Source organism: Maribacter ulvicola, from assembly GCF_900155985.1.
Lineage (GTDB): Bacteria > Bacteroidota > Bacteroidia > Flavobacteriales > Flavobacteriaceae > Maribacter > Maribacter ulvicola.
On record NZ_FTMA01000005.1, the window covers coordinates 15,412 to 33,695 of the forward strand.

At 34.6% G+C, this 18,284-nt stretch carries 10 protein-coding genes; 6 read left to right on the top strand and 4 right to left on the bottom strand.

What is annotated here, in order from left to right; genetic code table 11:
• Positions 1–5: 5 nt before the first annotated feature.
• The 6 genes from BW936_RS13395 to BW936_RS13420 all read left to right on the top strand — a co-directional run bounded on the left by BW936_RS13395 (position 6) and on the right by BW936_RS13420 (position 12,426).
• A complete protein-coding gene (locus BW936_RS13395; RefSeq protein WP_076548916.1) occupies positions 6–2,246 on the top strand; it encodes a TIM-barrel domain-containing protein in 2,241 nt (746 codons plus the stop codon).
• A 158-nt stretch (positions 2,247–2,404) separates the two neighbouring features.
• Positions 2,405–3,913 carry a sulfatase family protein gene (locus tag BW936_RS13400; RefSeq protein ID WP_084182087.1) on the top strand — a complete coding sequence of 503 codons (1,509 nt, stop codon included), beginning with the start codon at positions 2,405–2,407 and terminating at the stop codon, positions 3,911–3,913.
• Positions 3,914–3,954: 41 nt separating this feature from the next.
• Complete coding sequence (locus tag BW936_RS13405) at positions 3,955–5,427, top strand: Gfo/Idh/MocA family oxidoreductase (RefSeq protein WP_076548918.1); 1,473 nt, start codon at positions 3,955–3,957, stop codon at positions 5,425–5,427.
• 233 nt (positions 5,428–5,660) lie between these two features.
• Positions 5,661–7,874, top strand: a complete 2,214-nt coding sequence (locus BW936_RS13410) for a discoidin domain-containing protein (protein ID WP_159439026.1) — start codon at positions 5,661–5,663, stop codon at positions 7,872–7,874.
• 1,655 nt (positions 7,875–9,529) lie between these two features.
• Positions 9,530–11,308, top strand: coding sequence for an FAD-dependent oxidoreductase (locus BW936_RS13415; protein ID WP_084182095.1), 1,779 nt, complete (start codon positions 9,530–9,532; stop codon positions 11,306–11,308).
• Complete coding sequence (locus BW936_RS13420) at positions 11,308–12,426, top strand: hypothetical protein (protein ID WP_143744157.1); 1,119 nt, start codon at positions 11,308–11,310, stop codon at positions 12,424–12,426. The genes BW936_RS13415 and BW936_RS13420 overlap by 1 nt, the downstream gene beginning before the upstream one ends.
• Positions 12,427–12,548: 122 nt before the next feature.
• Here BW936_RS13420 and BW936_RS13425 read toward each other — a convergent pair whose 3' ends face one another.
• The 4 genes from BW936_RS13425 to BW936_RS13440 form a co-directional block, all read right to left on the bottom strand.
• On the bottom strand, positions 12,549–12,776 hold the full coding sequence (locus tag BW936_RS13425; RefSeq protein ID WP_076548921.1) for a hypothetical protein: 228 nt from the start codon (positions 12,774–12,776) through the stop codon (positions 12,549–12,551).
• Between the two features lie 1,188 nt (positions 12,777–13,964).
• The gene (locus tag BW936_RS13430; protein ID WP_076548922.1) at positions 13,965–14,456 is read right to left on the bottom strand and encodes a DUF2961 domain-containing protein; all 492 of its coding nucleotides are present in this window, start codon (positions 14,454–14,456) and stop codon (positions 13,965–13,967) included.
• Positions 14,457–14,788: 332 nt separating this feature from the next.
• Positions 14,789–17,287 carry a beta-galactosidase GalA gene (gene galA / locus BW936_RS13435; protein ID WP_076548923.1) on the bottom strand — a complete coding sequence of 833 codons (2,499 nt, stop codon included), beginning with the start codon at positions 17,285–17,287 and terminating at the stop codon, positions 14,789–14,791.
• 93 nt (positions 17,288–17,380) lie between these two features.
• Positions 17,381–17,608 carry a hypothetical protein gene (locus BW936_RS13440; protein ID WP_076548924.1) on the bottom strand — a complete coding sequence of 76 codons (228 nt, stop codon included), beginning with the start codon at positions 17,606–17,608 and terminating at the stop codon, positions 17,381–17,383.
• Positions 17,609–18,284 lie beyond the last annotated feature (676 nt).

Sequence of the window (18,284 nt, forward strand, 5' to 3'; positions counted from 1 at the left end):
TTTCAATGAAACTACACTTTTCTTACTTGATCCTACTACTACATTTAGTTCTTTTAAATGCATGCAAGTCATCAACTTCTACTACTAATGAATTATTAGATCATAAATCCTATACTATTCGTGTAAATACATCTACTAAACTCTTAATAGGCAGAGATAATTTTACTGTATCATTCATAGATAATAAAAATAACATCCTAGTCCCGGAGCATTCCAATACTGGGTTAACATTATCTGGAAAAAACGTTGTAGCAGTAAAAAGGCTTTCAATTAAAAAAGAAAGTCAAAAGGGAAAAACGTATCAATATGAAGTTACAAATAGTGATGCCCAAAAAGCTAACGTTGAAGTTTCTATTTTGAATGATATAGTGGCGTTTAAAGTGATGCCAACTCATGATACCAATACAGAAGTCAGCATTCAATTTGGAGGTATGGACCTTGCTCACGGTTTAGGTGATTCTGGAGCATATAGAGAATCGTTTAATTTGGTTGAAAATAAAAATACCGCATACAGTATATCTAATAATGGTGGCGGACAACGCTGGGCCAGCACCTTTACCATATTCCCAAAACATAATTTTGGAGCAGTTTATTTTAAAAAAGGTAAAAAGCAAGTCATTGTAAACAAGCAAGAATATGTAATGCATTTTAAAAATAAAGGGGATGTGACCTTTTATTGTTTTCTAGGTTCGCCAAAAACCATTTATAAAAACTATAAATCTATTAGAAACCAAGAAGGTTATACCGATGTAAAACCCAAATTTAGATTGTTTGAACTAGGTTGGGAATCGTGGGATGCCTTAGGTTGGAATACGAAGCAAGAAACGGTTAAAAATATTCTAGAAAAATTTCATATAAACAAGTATCCAATTCGTTGGGCCGTTACTGGATCAGGGTTTTGGGACGAAGGAGGAACAACTACAAGTTTTGGAAGATGGGGTGAAAAGTTTTCAGATGCGAAGTCAATGAAAGATTGGATGCACGGAAACGATATTAAATGGATGATTGGCTTACGAACAAATTTAATTCCTGAAGGTGGTCCTTATTATCCTAAAACTAAAAAAAGGGATAAAAATCTTAAAGTGAAATCTTTTTATGGTAATAAATTAACTTCTGAAGCTTATAACAAGGGGTATTTAGTCAAAGACAATAATAATGAGGTTTTATCTATTACGTCTGGCGTTTTTCCTATAGTGCCAAGTTACTTAGTAGATGGTAATATTCCAGGAGCTGCACAGTGGTATCAAAAACAATATGCAAAATGGGACGTAGATGGTATTAAAGAAGATACCATGATGAAATTAGATTCCCTTACAAGTATATATAATACACCTGTTGCTGAAATTTCTCATAAAGGAGGCCTAGTTATGGCCAGAAATGGTGAATTTACATCGCTAGGAACCCTTTTAAGAATCAATGACACCGGAGTAAGAGAACTGGACAGAAGGATTCCTATCAATTATTTCCAATATGCCGCAAGTGGGTTCCCTAACGTATATTCTGATGTTGCCGGAGTGCATAATATGCATAATATAAAAGATATGGATAGAAATATTAGGCATACTTGGTTGTTAGCTCTTACTTCTGGGCTTGCTGTTGGTGCTTATCCAGAAAAATGGAGTATTGATAAGCAAGCTATATTTAAAAAAGCCATTAATTTTCATTACACCATAGCACTGTATATGTTTAGTGAGGCAGTTAAAGGATTCCAATCCGGTTATCCTACCACTTTAACTCCGCTCTCAATTGCCTTTCCAAATGACGATTTAGCTACCAGCCATCAAAATTTTCAATGGATGATAGGTGAATCTGTATTGGCTACTCCATTATTAAAAAATCACACTTCGGGAAAAATGGATGTGTATCTGCCAAAAGGTATTTGGTTCGATTTTGAAACCGGTGAAAAATATTCAGGACCACAGTTATTAAAAGATTATGCTATTCCTCTTGAAAAAACGCCCGTTTTTATTGGTGGTAAGGGGGCTATTGTTATGAGAGACTTGGAAACAGATGCATTGAGCGCTACTATTTACCCGGTTGTTGAAAACAAGACGGTCTATACTTTTAACTATCCACATAGTGAAGACGAAAGTAAAATAACATATGGGGCCTGGGATACCACAGATGTCTTAAAAGTAGTTGACATGACCGTAAACAAGAATATTAATTTTCATTTAGATCAACATACGGGTAGTATTAATTTTCCAATTGAACCAAGTCATGATTATAAAGTCATAAGAAACTAATGCTTTTTGGTTCCTATACTTCAATACAAGAGCGGGTGAGCATTAAATTTCTCATCAGCACATAATATGATGAAAATTTAGTGTCCCTGATCTTAAATAAAAAATGCAAAACATAGAATGAAAACAGTGCTTAATGATCCATATCAACAAAAAAAAATATGAAATTTAAAAAACCAACAAGTCAATTCTCCATGTATTTTAAGTTTATTACATGTTTTCTAGCTTTGGTAATTATATTATCGGGTTGTAATGAAGTGAAGAATGCTGTACCTGAACCTAAACAACCTAATATAGTATGGATTATTGCGGAAGATATGTCACAAGACCTAGCCTGTTATGGTAATGATCTTGTTAAAACACCTATTTTAGATGAATTGGCAAGTAGAGGTGTTCGGTACCAGAATGCATTCGCAAACGGACCGGCCTGTTCTCCTAGTAGAACATCTTTAATTACGGGATATTACCAAAATAGTATAGGCGCGCATCATATGAGGTATCCAGATAGTTTGCGACCTGATCTTCCAAAAGGAGTTGAGCCTATACATATATTGCTTAAAAAGAAAGGATATCAAGTGGCGAATATTACTTCTGGAGCTGGGACAGGAAAAACAGATTGGTTGTTTGATTATGACCCAAAAACATACGATAAGTCTACCTGGAAAGAACTTAATAAAGACGCTCCATTTTTTGCCCGCATTAGCCTTGGACTTACCCATAGAAAGTTTGCAAGAGACAAGAAAAATCCTGTAGATCCAAATAAGATTACCATACCGCCATACTATCCAGACCATGCTGTAACTAGAAATGATTGGGCAGGTTATTATGAATCCATTCAATTACTGGATCGTCAAGTAGGTAGTATTATAGACGAATTAAAAACCAATGATTTGTTAGACAATACCCTTATCTTTTTTTTCTCGGATCACGGGCGACCAATGATTAGAGCTAAGAATTTTCTTTATGATTCTGGTTTAAAAATACCTTTAATAGTCGCTTCTTATGATCAGCAGATTAAAGAAGACCTACTACCCTCACAAAGTGTAGATGAAAGTATGTTGAGTTTAATAGATCTGTCAGCTACCACACTTAATTTAGCAGGAGAAACGGATTATAAAACCCAAGGAAAACCTTTTTTAGGACATCAAAACGTAGCTGATAAAAAATACGTTTACGGCGCAGTTGATAGAATAGGAAATATTTTTTTAAAATCTAGAACTGTAAGAAGTAAAAGATTCAGGTATATTAGAAATTATAATAATGACCTATCCATAAATGCTGCTACTACGGCTTATCGTAGAGCCAATCATCCTATTTATCATTTACTAAATATTCTAAACGATAGAGGAGAATTAGACGCCCATCAGTCCAAGTTGGTTCATAAAATGGAATACGAAGAATTATATGATGTTATTTACGACCCCTACGAACTTGATAATTTAGCTTTAAAACCTGAATGGCAAAATAAGCTAAAAGATTTAAGCAACAACCTTGATGATTGGCTAAAGAGAATTGACGACAAAGGACTGTATGAAGACTCAGAAGACATTAAACGGGCATTTGAATCTTACGGTAAAAAAACGATGGCTAAACAAGAAAAAAGTATAGAAAAATTACATTTAGAAGTTAAAAAACAATCAGATTTAATAGTAAAAACTAATAAGAACTAAGAATCTAATAATAGGTATATTTGAATTTAAACATACTATTCATGAAAGAAAAAAATCAATTAAACCAAAACAACAACCGTCGTAAATTTTTAAAAAAAGGAGCTCTAAGTGCGGGATCATTAATGATTATACCAAGTCATGTCCTTTTTGCCAAACCTGAAATAAGAAATAGTGAAGGCCAGCTTATAAGAAAAGCATCTGTAGCGGCCAGCGATAGAGTTAATTTGGCTTGTTGCGGTATTGGAAACAGAGGTGGAGATATTATGGGTGCGTTTGCAAACACAGGATTGGCAAACATTGTTGCCTTATGCGATGTAGATATGGGGGCTCCCCATACACAAAGAAGAATTGATAGTAATCCTAAAGCTCGTAAATTTCAGGATTTTCGAGAAATGTTAGACAAAATGGATACGGAAATAGACGCCGTAAGTGTAGGTACGCCAGATTTTTCCCATTTCCCTATTACTATGTTGGCCATGTCTAAAGGAAAACATGTATATGTAGAAAAACCTTTGGCTAGAACATTCAACGAAATTGAATTATTGATGGCTGCTGCCAAAAAATATGGCGTAGCAACACAAATGGGTAATCAAGGACATTCAGAAGCTAACTATTTTCAATTTAAAACTTGGGTAGATGCAGGGATTATAAAAGATGTTAAAAATATAACCGTTCACATGAACGGTCAAAGACGTTGGCATGGATGGGATACCAATATGAAAACCTTTCCCAAAGGGCAACCCAAACCGGGAACGCTGGATTGGGATACTTGGTTAATGACGGCTCAACACCATGATTATCATAAAGACTTTGTAAATGGTCAATGGAGATGCTGGTATGATTTTGGAATGGGCGCGCTAGGTGATTGGGGAGCACATACTATGGATACGTTTCATGAATTTCTACATCTAGGCCTCCCCTATGAAATAGACCCCGTGAAAATTGATGGTCATAATCCTTTGTTTTTTCCTCAAGCATCTACGCTTGCATTTAAATTCCCTAAAAGAGGTAAGAATATGCCTAAAGTTAAAGTTACCTGGTATGATGGTGTATACAATCAACCAGAATTACCTGAGGGATACGGAAAGTTAGAAGTAAACCCAGACATTCCCCCGGTTGCAGGTGGTAAATTAGTGACCAAATTAAGTCCAGGTAAAATCATCTATGGTAAAGATTTAACCTTTAAAGGCGGATCTCATGGTAGTACATTATCTATTATTCCAGAACAAAAAGCAAAAGACATGTTATCTAGCTTACCAGAGGTACCTAAAAGTCCATCTAATCATTTTGCAAACTTTTTAAAAGCTTGTAAGGGAGAAGAGCAATGTCGCTCGTCATTTGATGTTGCAGGTCCGTTAAGTCAGGTGTTTACTTTAGGTACTTTGGCGCAACGCCTAAATACCAAATTAAAATTTGACCGTACCACAAAACGCATTACCAACAATGATTTGGCAAATCAATTACTTGTAGGGGCACCTCCAAGAAAGGGTTGGGAAGAGTACTATACTCTATAAGGCCTAATGTATACAGTTGCCTAAAGAACAATTAATCTTTGAACGGTACATTCAATGTAACATTCTAAATCGACCAAGTTCAATTTTTGAACTTGGTCGATTATTAAAATAATACTGATAAAAAGGAATTAATGAATTATTGTAATAAAAAAGTGCATTTCATTTCTATAATATGGGTTGTCATAATAACTTTATTTAGTAACGAAACCAAAGGACAGAACAATTTGTCTTTAATGGCTAGCACTGAAACTAATAATGGAAAAAACGAACAGTTTTCAAAAAATGCCATTGATGGTAAACAAGAAACTTCATGGACCTCTTCAGTTTCAAATGAGGCAGCATGGTTGACTGTTATACTACCTGGAGCTACTGAGGTTACCCAAATAAAATTATTAATGGGAACAAGTTTAGACGAACCTATAAAGGAATTTGCTATCCAGACCTTTCTAAACGGAAATTGGCATAACAAAGAAAAATTTTCTGATAACGAAGAGACCAAAGTGACCATCAACTTCAAACAACCCATACTTACAGATAGATTGCGACTTGCGGTTTCTGGAAAGATCAAAGCTAATGTTCACGAGTTTGAAATATACGGTATAGAATATGTTTCTAAAGATGCCACGCCTGTCAATAAGATTGTTATTAACCAAAGTGGTTACAACTTAGGAAAACCTAAAAGATTTACTGCTCCTGAAGTTTTGGACAATACCGTATTCCATATTATAAATACAAGAACATTAAAAAAAGAATTTCAAGGTAAAGTAAATGATCATATCGGTGATTTTTCAGATTTTAACCCCTTAACCTCTGATAGCTACAAAATCGTTATAGATTCTTTTTCGTCATACCCTTTTAAATTTGGTCCCTATTGGTTAGAACGTGTAACCTACCAAAATATGGTTGATTTTATGCGTGGTGCAAGGCACTATACAGGTACTACCCATGAAATTAGACGTTTGTCTTGGGCATGGCGTGATGGCGATTTCTTTAATTGGTCCTTACAAAGCCTAGTTGCCCAATATCTTTCAAACCCAAAAGCTTATGAGCGCTTAAGAAAAGAAATAAACTATATACCCAACTCTGCGTATGCTAACGCATATGAAGGTAAATGGGGGGCGTTAGAACCGTATCATAAAGATGCGCCAGATATTGTAAAATTAATTCATTGGGATGCCGATGTAAAAATATCGCAACAATTAGATCATGAACATCAAAAGGCAGAATTGGCTCACTTTCTTTATGCCTACCCGTATTTAAAAGAATGGCTTCCCAAACAAAATTTTGATCTTGTCTATGCCTATCTTAAAAATGTTTGGACCAAGCCATCTGTCAAAGAAAACTCGACGACCCCATACGATAACAGCCCTGAACATAATTTATTGGCTTTAAAAACCAAGTTAGGTACCACCAAAGGGGAGTTGCCTCCTGGGCATTCTATAATTCCAAATTTAATGATGTATGAGGTAACAAAAAAACAAGGAGAAGTTGAAGCCGAAAAGTATTTCAAAGCAGCTTATAACCAAATAGAATGGCTCATACAACATATAGACTGGAAAGATCCAATGAGTACAAAAGGGCAACGTATGTCTGAACATATGACCATGAGAGCATTTGCGTATTTCTATAATCAATATCCTAATAGAGCTCCAAAAGGACTGGTACAAAAAGTGGAAGATTGGGCAAAACTTATGATAAACCGATCTAACAATATGTGGGATTTTAGAACCTATACCGATACTGGGGATTGGGTACCTGTAGGGTGGAATGAAACCGGTAATATCCTAGGGTTTCCAGCGTGTGCTTTAGCTGCAAAAAGTATTGTCAAAAATGTTTCACTTCAAAATGAATTAGATCGATTGGTGTGGTCACATTTTGATAATGCTTTTGGTAGAAACCCAACTGGCAGGCATTTTTCATATGATGCGCCTACGGAAATTGAAGGAGTTGATTTAGGATGGTACAATGCCCACCATGGTGGCGTTGGTCTATTAGAACCTGTACGTTTTGTTTTTGATGGATCTCCTAAAACAAACCACTACCCTAACCATCCAGAAATAGGTAATTACGGGTGGACAGAAGGTTGGGTACAGCACAATACCGCCTTTAATCTAAGTATGGCTTATTTAGCATATGATGATACGGATATACAACTTATAAAATCAAAGAAAAAGACAATTTCTATACGCCTTAAGGCTCCACTTAACTTTAATGAGCATATTATTGATAAGGTAGATGTAATTGTTAAATCTTCTAGTGGAGATTCTGTGATAGTTTCCCTAAAGGAAGAAAATCCTTATTCAAAATACTTGGTGGGAAGCGTTAAATACAATAAAGAAAAGATAGATGCTACAGATACAACGTTACAAATCAAAAGTAAAGATACCATCAGTGTCGGTTATGGTCTTGGATATTTTGAAAAACAATCTCATTTAACGTTAGATTAGTATGCTTTTCTCTTCTGTACTATTGGCAAAATTAAATCAGGTTAAAACATTAAATTTCTGACCTATTTAGACTAAAAATTAGTAATAGTTTTCTTTATTAATAGTTACTGCCGGGTTAGGATTCAAAAAATGAGAACAATTTTAAGTCACGTTTTCATCATGGGGTACTCTTCTCAGATCTTTGAGTAGGTGATCACTATTTTTGAGTTTCTTCTCGGCAGCTATCTTTGTAAAATAAGGTCCTAGATTGGTCTTATAAAAAAATAATAAACCCGTTACCCCTAAGATTATATGGTAATTGGTAGCACCAAATAGCAATAGAACCTACTAAAGAATAAATAAAATTCGTTTTGATCTCTTACCATCCTATTCTACGCAAATAAATATAAACTATATCAATTCTTTGTTATTAGGAGCTAGACATCCTCTAGATATTGATAAAGAATATGCTAATCTATCAGGTATTCTTGGAAATCTAGTAATCTTCTAAAGGAGGTGACACCACTTAACTTTAGCCTTGTATTTTATTAGAATTTAAAATAATAATGTATTGAATATAGTAAATGTATATGCAATGTAAAATAACGAGACTATTTCCATAACCCTTTTTTACGATCATATTAAACTCTTATTCTAATTGGCCAAAACCAATTAACGTACCAAATTCATTTAAGTATAAGGTACTACTACAAGATCATCACTTTATACTTATTTATAACTTATACCTTATAAATGGTACTAAGCAGATTAGTAAAAGTACTATGCCTTTCGGAATCGATTTCAGTAAAAAAAATCGATTCCGGTATCGATTCCGTAAAATAATATCCTTAATTGATTGTAAATGATACCAGAACATTGTTAATTCATTAAATAGTTAACGAATTAGTTATGGATTAGAACTCAGCATAAAGCAATAGTGCACCAGTAGTGTACTGTTTCTTCATATCTTTTATGTGTGTACAAGTATGTGATGAACACCCATTTAAAAACCCAATACAATGATCAAATAGTTTAAATAGCTTTTGTTTCATCTGTTGATACATATCCATAGCCCTGGGATAAACTAGCGAGTCTATGAGACAACAAAATTAATATTTCTGCGCTAGCGTAGTATTATATAAATCTCAATTATCAAGTAAAGCTAAAAAACTATTAATTATTATGTTACCAACATATTGATAAATGTCACCACTAAACCGTAGTAAGCGTTTGGTGAATTACAAGGTATAAAATAGACTACAACCAAAAATTATATGCAATTAACTATTCCAACAAAAAATCCGGCTATCGTTACTGTCAATAACAGTAATGTTTCCATTATACAGTTACTGAAAATAAGACAAGATCAAATGAAAAGATTATGGAAGTTTAGCTTGGCTAAACAACAGAAATAGCATTTACCTTATTAAGGTAGGTGGTTTTATCTTGTATGATGATGGTGAAATTTTTGATTTCCAGCCTGGGTTATATTTTTAAAGTAATTACTAAAGTATCAAATTTCAAAAATGGATAAGTTAGAGGATGTAACACAAAACTAGCCAAAGGCAAACCCTAAATTTATAATAAGACGGTAAGTTGAAAGTTTATGAAGACCTTTTAAAATTGAAAAAATCAAAATGGTAGTTGTATATAATAAATGTAAAAATAAAAGTATCATGAAAATGACATTAAGTAACCTTTTGTTAACGGTTTGTACATTAATGCTTTTTAACAAAAGTATAGCTCAAAAAGAAGTTTTAATAGAAGCAGAACGTTTTATAGATAAAGGAGGCTGGGTTATAGATCCTCAATTTGTAGAACAAATGGGTTCACCATACCTAATGGCCCATGGTATGGGTGTTCCTGTTGCCAATGCTTCAACTTCCATACAATTTAATGAAGAAGGCACTTACCATGTTTGGGCAAGAACTAAAAATTGGGCTCCTGGAAATTGGGATGCTCCCGGGCAATTTAAAATAATTGTAAATGGTAAAGCACTAAAGAACACCTTAGGATCTACCCCGGGCTGGTCCTGGGAGTATGCAGGTAAAACTAGGGTAACATCTACGGATGTTGAAATTCAATTATCAGATCTCACTGGTTTCAACGGCAGGTGTGACGCCATTTATTTTAGCCAGTCAAAAAAGATGCCCCAAGATTCAGATTCAAAATTGGATACTTGGAGAAAATCACTGCTTAGTGAAACGTCCATACCTGAAAAAGAACAAGCCTATGATCTAGTAGTAACGGGCGGCGGCATTGCCGGATGTGCCGCTGCAATCGCTGCGGCAGAACAAGGGCTACGTGTAGCTTTAATACATGATAGGCCGGTACTTGGTGGTAATGCTAGTGAAGAAATACGAGTGCATACCTTAGGTATCTACGGTAAATTTGAACGTATATTAAAAATGATCGATACCAAGCATTATCCCAATGGTTCGTTTGAAGCAAAATATGACCAGAAAAAACGAGATAAGAATGTTAAAAAATTCAAGAATATTGATCTATTTCTAAATTGGAGAGCATATGATGCAACCGCTAAAAATAATGTAATTACCCATGTAGATGCCAAACATACGGCCAGCGGAGAACGAATTCGTTTTACCGCACCGCGCTTTGTAGATTCTACAGGTGATGGTTGGATTGGATTTTGGGCCGGGGCCGATTTCTCTTATGGCAGAGAAAGTGCCACAACTTATGGCGAAGAATGGGATGAATGGGGAGAACTATGGAGTCCAGAAGAAGCCGATAACTTTGTAATGGGATCCTCATTAATTTTTCAAAGCACAGAAACGAATGAAACACAAACATTTCCTCATTTACTTTGGGCTGCAGATATAGCTGAAGATCACCAATCGGTTAATGGAGAGTGGTATTGGGAGTTTTCAAGAAACGACCTCCACCAAATTCATGATGCGGAAGAAATACGAGATCATATGTTAAGAGCCATTTATGGGTCGTTTTCCAATGCTAAAAAATTAGATAAGAATAAGAATTACAAATTAGAGTGGGTATCCTATCTGGTAGGGAAAAGAGAGTCTAGAAGGTTAATAGGAGATCATATATTTACTTTCAATGATGTAAAAAATTTGACGAAATTTAAAGATGCCGTCGTTGAAGAATCTAGAGAAGTAGATGTTCATTTTCAAAGCAATTTAAAAGATAGTAGCGTTCCTGACTTTCTTTCTACAGCTATTTTTTATGAAACCGAAAAATACTATATCCCCTATAGGAGTTTGTATTCAAAAAATATAGAGAACTTATTTATGGCCGGACGAAACTTTAGCTGTTCTCATATTGGTTTAGGAGGACCAAGAGTAATGCTTACCACCGGTCAAATGGGTGCAGCTGTAGGTATTGCATCTGCCATATGCAAAAAGTATAATGTAAATCCAAGAGAGGTTTATACACATCATCTTCAAGAATATTTAGATTTAATAGAAAAGCAACGGTAATGCTTAAATTCTTAACATTTATAAGCGTCATATTGAGTATCATGGAATTAAACGGTCAAATGAAATCTGACTATAATCCTATGTTTTTTAGCATGAACAATGAATGGAAAGAAATTACCAAAGATGAATCTATTTTTGAGTTTACAGTAAAGTCGCTAGACACAATTTATAATACTGAAATAGCACATACGGTTAAATTGTTATCTAACAATGCCGGCGAACCTAAATTGTTTTTTTCAGACATAGAAACTACCGTATGTGCAGATGGCGAATGTAAAATTGCCAACATTAAAGTGTATTGGAATTTACTTGGCAACTATGTAGGTTATGGTATATATCCAGAATATCCCCTGACTAAATTTGAACATGACGAGTTTGAAAAAGAAGACTATGCAAAGCTGCACAAATTACTCTCAGATGACAATTCTATCCTCAAGAGACGCAAAATGAGCGACCTAATTGATAAAGTTCCGGTCGCTCCTTCTAACACTAATCTCTCTAAAGATATGGATGGAGTTTCTGGAGCAACTAAGAGAGAAGTAAAAGAATCTGTAGTAAAAGGTGGTTTATACTCATGCTATACCCTTTGGCATATTGTACATGGTCCTGTTAAAGATAAAATGAAGGACTACATGTTATCGCTAAATACAAGTGAACTAAATCGGTATTTTTTATATACACCTTACAAAGATTACCAGTTATATGCCTTAAAACAATTAGACAAAACAAAGTTTAAAACTCATTCAGAACAAATTATAAAGATATTTAAAACAACAGATGCTTTAACCAAGTCTTATATTTTGAAAAAGATACCTAGTAATGTTTTATCTGAAGAAAAAATAACAGTTGAATATTATAGTACATTTCCTGATATTGATATTAACTCCAGAACATTGCTATTAAAAAAAATAAAGTTTGCCAACCCTATTTCGGTTAATATATTGTCGAGATATTTAGACTACCTGACAAAAAATCAAATGGAGCTTTATTTAAAATATTTAGAAAGTGTACCAAATCATTTGTATAAAAAAATTAAAGGAGAATTGGTTAAAATGAGTAAAAATAAGAATTATCCCTATTCTTATTTAGTAATAGAATTTTTAAAAAACAGAAAATAAACTCGTATTCCAAAAGCATTTTCAGATTATTAATATCTTACTGAACTTACTATATTTAATTTGTCGTGAAGATAAAAGTTGTTAGTTGTAAAATTAGTTTTTGACCTCCTCTATTGTCTTTATCAGAAGTTTGCATGAACTATCTTGATAAATGTATTGGCTTCAACGTATCGGTTTTTGAATAATGGAAGATCACAGTCATTAATTCTACCTGATACTAAGGCATTGAGTATGTTTTGAGAAAAAAGATGCTTTACAGAATCTTGCGAGTTCTCTCCCTCAACCGAAATTTTAAAATAAGGAAACACGTAGTTCAATAGCAAAGCGTACCACTTTGAATAACTTGCCATATTTATTTCCTTTTTAGAAATAAAGAAGATAACATTGCCTTTGATTATTCTATAGATTCTGTATGATAGAAAAGATGTCCTAACCGAAATAAGTTATGGGCTATTTTAGCATTCAGGGAAGTTAACACTCCGTCATCAATATTGATGATTTGAGAAATTAGCTCCTCACTATTGCTATACTAATATGGAATAGCATCCTTTTCTCTATATTTAGATTCAGCACTCGCATTTGTTCGAACGGCAAAATTGAGATATTCTTCTTTTAGGGGTTACTTCATATCGCTGAAGTCAGGCATCAATTAAAAAAGCATAATCCTCAATAAACCCAATACCAAGATTTCTGCCTTTTTTATATGAATGAATCAGCTGCTCCCCTTTGAAGTTATTCATTTTAAGGAACTCAAAAATATGTTCAGATTTGTTTAAATTTTATTTTTGATTGAAAGTTTTATAGGCATCTACAAATCCAATTATTATCAAAGCGTTCCAAGACGTAATAATTTTATCGTCGATTTTGGATTTGATTCTTTTTTTTCGTTTGTTCAACAATATTCCATTCCAATGCTATTTTTTCTCTTTGAAATCGGGTATTTTCATATGACTCTCTTCTATGAATAAATCATCACTATTAACATTATATAATATAGTTTCTAATTTCCCGTACCGATAGGAGGTTTACATTATAACACTGTGAAAATATATGGAAATCTTCATTTATGAAGGAGGTTAACTCATTTTTCGTCCAAACATAAATCCTTCCTCTTCTCCTTCACTATCCGCATCCATAACAGTCTAATATCCGTCTTCCCCATTATACATCTCTCTATTTAAAAAACTCCCCATACATGGTCACGTAAACTTGTGTTTGTAATTATATTTTATGTGTTTTTAATGTGCTCTTTTACCTTTTCGTTATTTGAAACATATACATAATCCAATAAGAATTTCAAATTAACAACCATAGTATTCTTTTACATTTGAGATCATTTTCTCTAGGAATAGAAGGAGAAGAGCTTTTTCTTTTATTTCTAATAACTTTTGTTTTGGTGCATTGCCTATTTGTTGCAAGATTACCTTACAATTCTCATTGAAGTAAACAGGATTCAAAGCATGATAACGATAAAAGGAATAAATATCCTTTTCTCTATCTGAAACGAGAGAGTCTTGTATTTGGTTTGTGAATTCTTCTTACTCCCATCCTGAACCAATGTAGTCTTCTGTTCCGGTACTAACCAAGGTTGGGAATTCATCATCTCCATTAATATTCACTTTAATTTCACCTTCTCCAAACCAAATTTTTTCATACAACTTATTACCTATAACACCAATATGTGTTCCTATATAACGACTACTTCCTTCCACATAAGGTAATATTTCAAAATCTTTTTCCAGCTCGGTATTCAATTCCCTACGCCAGTGACTATGAAAATAAAGCATATCGTCATCTTGTTTTGGCACTTTCAGAAAGTTAACTTTATAGTGGAACATCAATATTTCACTTGATTGGTTTACAATCTCAATACGCCCAGACGATTTATATGGCATGGGAATAAATCTATTATAAGAGCGAGCTTTAGCAAACAATTGGGTTTCGAAAAGCTTAAAAATCCCTAAAGAATTCCCGAAAAATTCTGCAAATGGTCCTGACACTGCTAGCTTTTTGGCATTATCCCAGTACATCTTTTTTCATATCATTACTTCACATTATATTGTTGGCCCCTCATATTTTAGTAATAATTCCAGAACCCTTTAGATCAAATATTATTTGGCGAGAGTAAGGAGGGATAAGAATGTAAGCATCTTTACCTGCCTTGTTGCTTATACCTCCTTTGCCTTTCTCCGCATTAAGGTTTTGGCACTTACCCATCGCGTTTCAACGCCTTTAGAAGCTTTTTTGTACAGTTCACTTATATTGTTAAGATTGTAACTTTTGTTTTCTTCTTGTTTAGCACACGAAATCATTAACAAAGTTAAATATGCATTTTTTCTTCTAAAATAAATTCATTCTAACGCTATTCTAAACTAAGAACCAGAGTTTCTCTCTGCATGTTGGTGGCAATAGCTTTTATTTTAATATTTCCTTTACTGTTTCCGGCCTTTAGTACTACCAAACATTTGCCATTGAACGCTTTTCGACTGGAGCTATTACCTAGTTCATAAGAAGACGGGTTGCCATTATGAGCCCCTAATATTTTGGCATCTCCCTCCACTTCAAAACTGATCTCATTATCCGCCAAAGACACCGGGATCCCTTTCTTGTCAACTATTTCAGCACGGACGAATACCATATCTTTGCCATTAGCCTTGAGAGTTGTCTTATTTGGCATAAGGCGGATAGCATGTGGGGCAGAGGAAGTTCTTATTTTATCTTCAGATACTTTTTTTCCGTTTTTATAACCTACCGCTTTAAGGGTACCTTTCTTGAATTTTACTTTGAACAATAGGTAGTCGTAGGGCTTCATTTCTTTCGTTTCCAATTTTTTGCCATTCAAAAAAAGTGTGACTTTATCGGCATTGCTGTGAATGAGTATAGGGACTTCTACACCTTCGCGGCCTTCCCAGTTCCAGTGATTAGCAATATGCATTACTTCTTTATCCGTCCACCATGACTGATAATAGTAATAGATATCTTTTGGAAATCCAGCTATATCCATTGCACCAAACTGAGAGCTGTTGTTTGGATAGCTACTGGGCCACGTTTCACCATGGTAATCAAAACCTGTCCACAAAAAACTGCCCGCCAAATACTCCCTGGACGCATAAAACTTAACAGCATTATAAGCACTGGAATTGGTTTTTACATTATTGGCAGCAATATGTTGGTCAAACTTTTTGTTTTCCTCGAAATCACCCTCGGGTGTGTAGTAACCGCCAATACCGTCTTCAACTTTTATTCCTTCACTATTTAGGGCATAGACCCCTCTAGTCACGGTAGCGTTGCCCACCTCTGTACCAATAATAGGCTGATTGGGGTGGTCTTTGTGGTATTGGTCAATAAACTCAAGACTATAGTTGAAGCCCATCACATCTATTTCCTCAGCAAAGCCATAATCAGCTTTGCTTCCCCATGCATTCACTCCAGCTGTCACTCGCCTCGATGGATCAAGTTTATGGGTATGGGCAACCATTGTACGCATGTACCGTTTTCCTATGCTATTGCGTTGTGTACCACCTTCCTCATTGGCCATTGACCACATGAATATCGAGGGATGGTTTCTGTCTCTTAAAATCATAGATTCAAGTTGTTCTAAACTTTCTTTGGTACTTCCAGTAGCCCTGGTTTCATCCATCACCAAAATGCCCAAGCTATCGCAAGCCTCCAACATTTTGGGAGAAAATGGATAATGGGAACGAACGGCATTGACTCCCATTTCCTTAAGCAAGTTTAATCGATAGTAGTGCATGGCCTCTGGAATACCTGAACCGACCCCAGCAAAGTTTTGGTGAACGCATGCACCATTTATCTGGACGCGTTTTCCATTGAGATGAAAGCCTTTGTCGGCATCAAAGTGGATGGAACGAATTCCGAACTTAGTCCTTATTTGATCAACTATATACTCTCCCCTTTTGAGTGTACTGACCAAAGTATAGCGATTGGTCTCTGAGAGCGTCCACAGTTTTGGATTTTGAACAATTACTTTTTGATTGACCTTCAAAGTTTCTTTCAAAGGTATTTGAACCAACTTGGAAACATCGGACACTACTTCCTTGCCCCACGGGTCTAACACCTGTATCATAAGTGAAACTTTACAATCCTCAAAATCTTCATTGATCACATTGGTCTCAATAGCCACTTTTACATCTCCGTTGGGTAAAGTTGTAGTTGTGATGTACGGTTCATAATTATCTATATGTACCTTATTGGATTTAATAAGGTACACTTCTTTTTGAATCCCCGCTCCTTCATAAAACCAACCTTCATGCAAGGTGGCATCTACACGTAAACTGACGATATTTTCCTTACCAAACAACAGATAATCAGAAATATCCATTTCGAACCCGTTATAGCCACCCCAATTTCTTCCAATGAAAAAACCATTGACCCAGACCATGCTATTTCTAAAAACACCATCAAATCTAAGATTTATTATCTTTTTTTTGTCCTGTTCGCTAACATTGAACTTTTTACGATACCATCCGATTGAGGTTTCCGGATATTCTCTACCTACAGGTTTGTAACCGTATCGGTTTCCCATTTCAGGGTTTTGCAAACTATCATAAGGCAAGCCAATGGACCAGTCGTGAGGAACTTCAACAGTTTCCCATTTAGAATCATCAAAAGTTAAAGAAGTGGAAGGAATGCCATGGGAACCATGGCCAAAGGGTTCCAACTTTGCAAATTGTAATTTCGTACCTGTACCAAATCCAAAATCCTTTTGAATGTCATTGCTATGGCCCAAATGAAATTTCCATCCATCTAATAAAGGAATGGTTTCTCTCTGCGCATGTCCACCTAGAGAGGTCAATAGTAGTATAAATGTAAAAAATCCTTTGACGTAACTTTTCTGCATAATTAATCTTTTTTTAAATATATTATTTAATGGTTATATGTTGTTAACTATATTTTTTTTGATTTTTGGTGTAACAAATGATTTTGAAATACGCTATCTAATACCTCTTACTTCCACCTTATCAAATTTCTGTATGCGTTTATGTTCTACACTTTCTCCTTCGGTCAATATTCTCCATTCTCCGTTTACTTTTCCTTCTACCTTATATTTACGTATGAGCTCCCCATATTGAATGTCTTCCATAATCATGATATGGTTGATTGTAGTTGGCATATCAAACTTCCATATCAACTCGTATCCTAGCCCTTTCGTTTCAGCCAAACTCGTTTTAAATCTCTTATTTATATTGTCGCCAAATGTCTTTAAAGCTTTTACATATGCCTAAGGCACAATCGCTCTTGTGTCAACGACCATTCCTATCAAAAGATTTGTGTTCTGTCCAATGCTGTGATAATATTTGTGAATCATTTCTGAAATGTATATTTGTTTGGGATGAATTTGTTAAAGTAAACAAGGGGTTCTAAAAATTCTCATTTGCTATTTAGGGTACGAGTGCAAACTGACCATCGAACTAAGTACAAGAGCACACCATCTGATAACATTTTTCATTGCTATACTTTTTCCGTTCCAGAATAAATATCCGGAACAACATATTTTTTAAAAAAAATCCACCTATACCCTGTAAAATAACATCGATTGACCAGTTTTTATCTTTGGCTCCCATACTTGTTGATTCAGGTTTTATAATCTGCTATTTTTGTTGTTAAATTTCTTAAAAGTGAGCCCCTCTTCTGTATTTCTAAACATGAAAATTTATTTTTTACAAACTTTAATTTATAATGATAAACTTCTGCAAACAACCTCAGCAAAATACTGTGAAAAATTAAATTTAGATTTTCACGAAAGCCTACCTGACCAGCAGGTAGGTGTAAGAGCGTTTAATTCTCGTTTATCATAAATTATAGATAACACTATTTTTAAAATAATTCTCCCTAAT

Coding starts and splice junctions, on each gene's coding strand:
- BW936_RS13395 (WP_076548916.1), top strand. CDS start 6: ATGAAACTACACTTTTCTTACTTGATCCTACTACTACATTTAGTTCTT.
- BW936_RS13400 (WP_084182087.1), top strand. CDS start 2,405: ATGAAATTTAAAAAACCAACAAGTCAATTCTCCATGTATTTTAAGTTT.
- BW936_RS13405 (WP_076548918.1), top strand. CDS start 3,955: ATGAAAGAAAAAAATCAATTAAACCAAAACAACAACCGTCGTAAATTT.
- BW936_RS13410 (WP_159439026.1), top strand. CDS start 5,661: ATGGCTAGCACTGAAACTAATAATGGAAAAAACGAACAGTTTTCAAAA.
- BW936_RS13415 (WP_084182095.1), top strand. CDS start 9,530: ATGAAAATGACATTAAGTAACCTTTTGTTAACGGTTTGTACATTAATG.
- BW936_RS13420 (WP_143744157.1), top strand. CDS start 11,308: ATGCTTAAATTCTTAACATTTATAAGCGTCATATTGAGTATCATGGAA.
- BW936_RS13425 (WP_076548921.1), bottom strand. CDS start 12,776: ATGGCAAGTTATTCAAAGTGGTACGCTTTGCTATTGAACTACGTGTTT.
- BW936_RS13430 (WP_076548922.1), bottom strand. CDS start 14,456: ATGTACTGGGATAATGCCAAAAAGCTAGCAGTGTCAGGACCATTTGCA.
- galA (WP_076548923.1), bottom strand. CDS start 17,287: ATGCAGAAAAGTTACGTCAAAGGATTTTTTACATTTATACTACTATTG.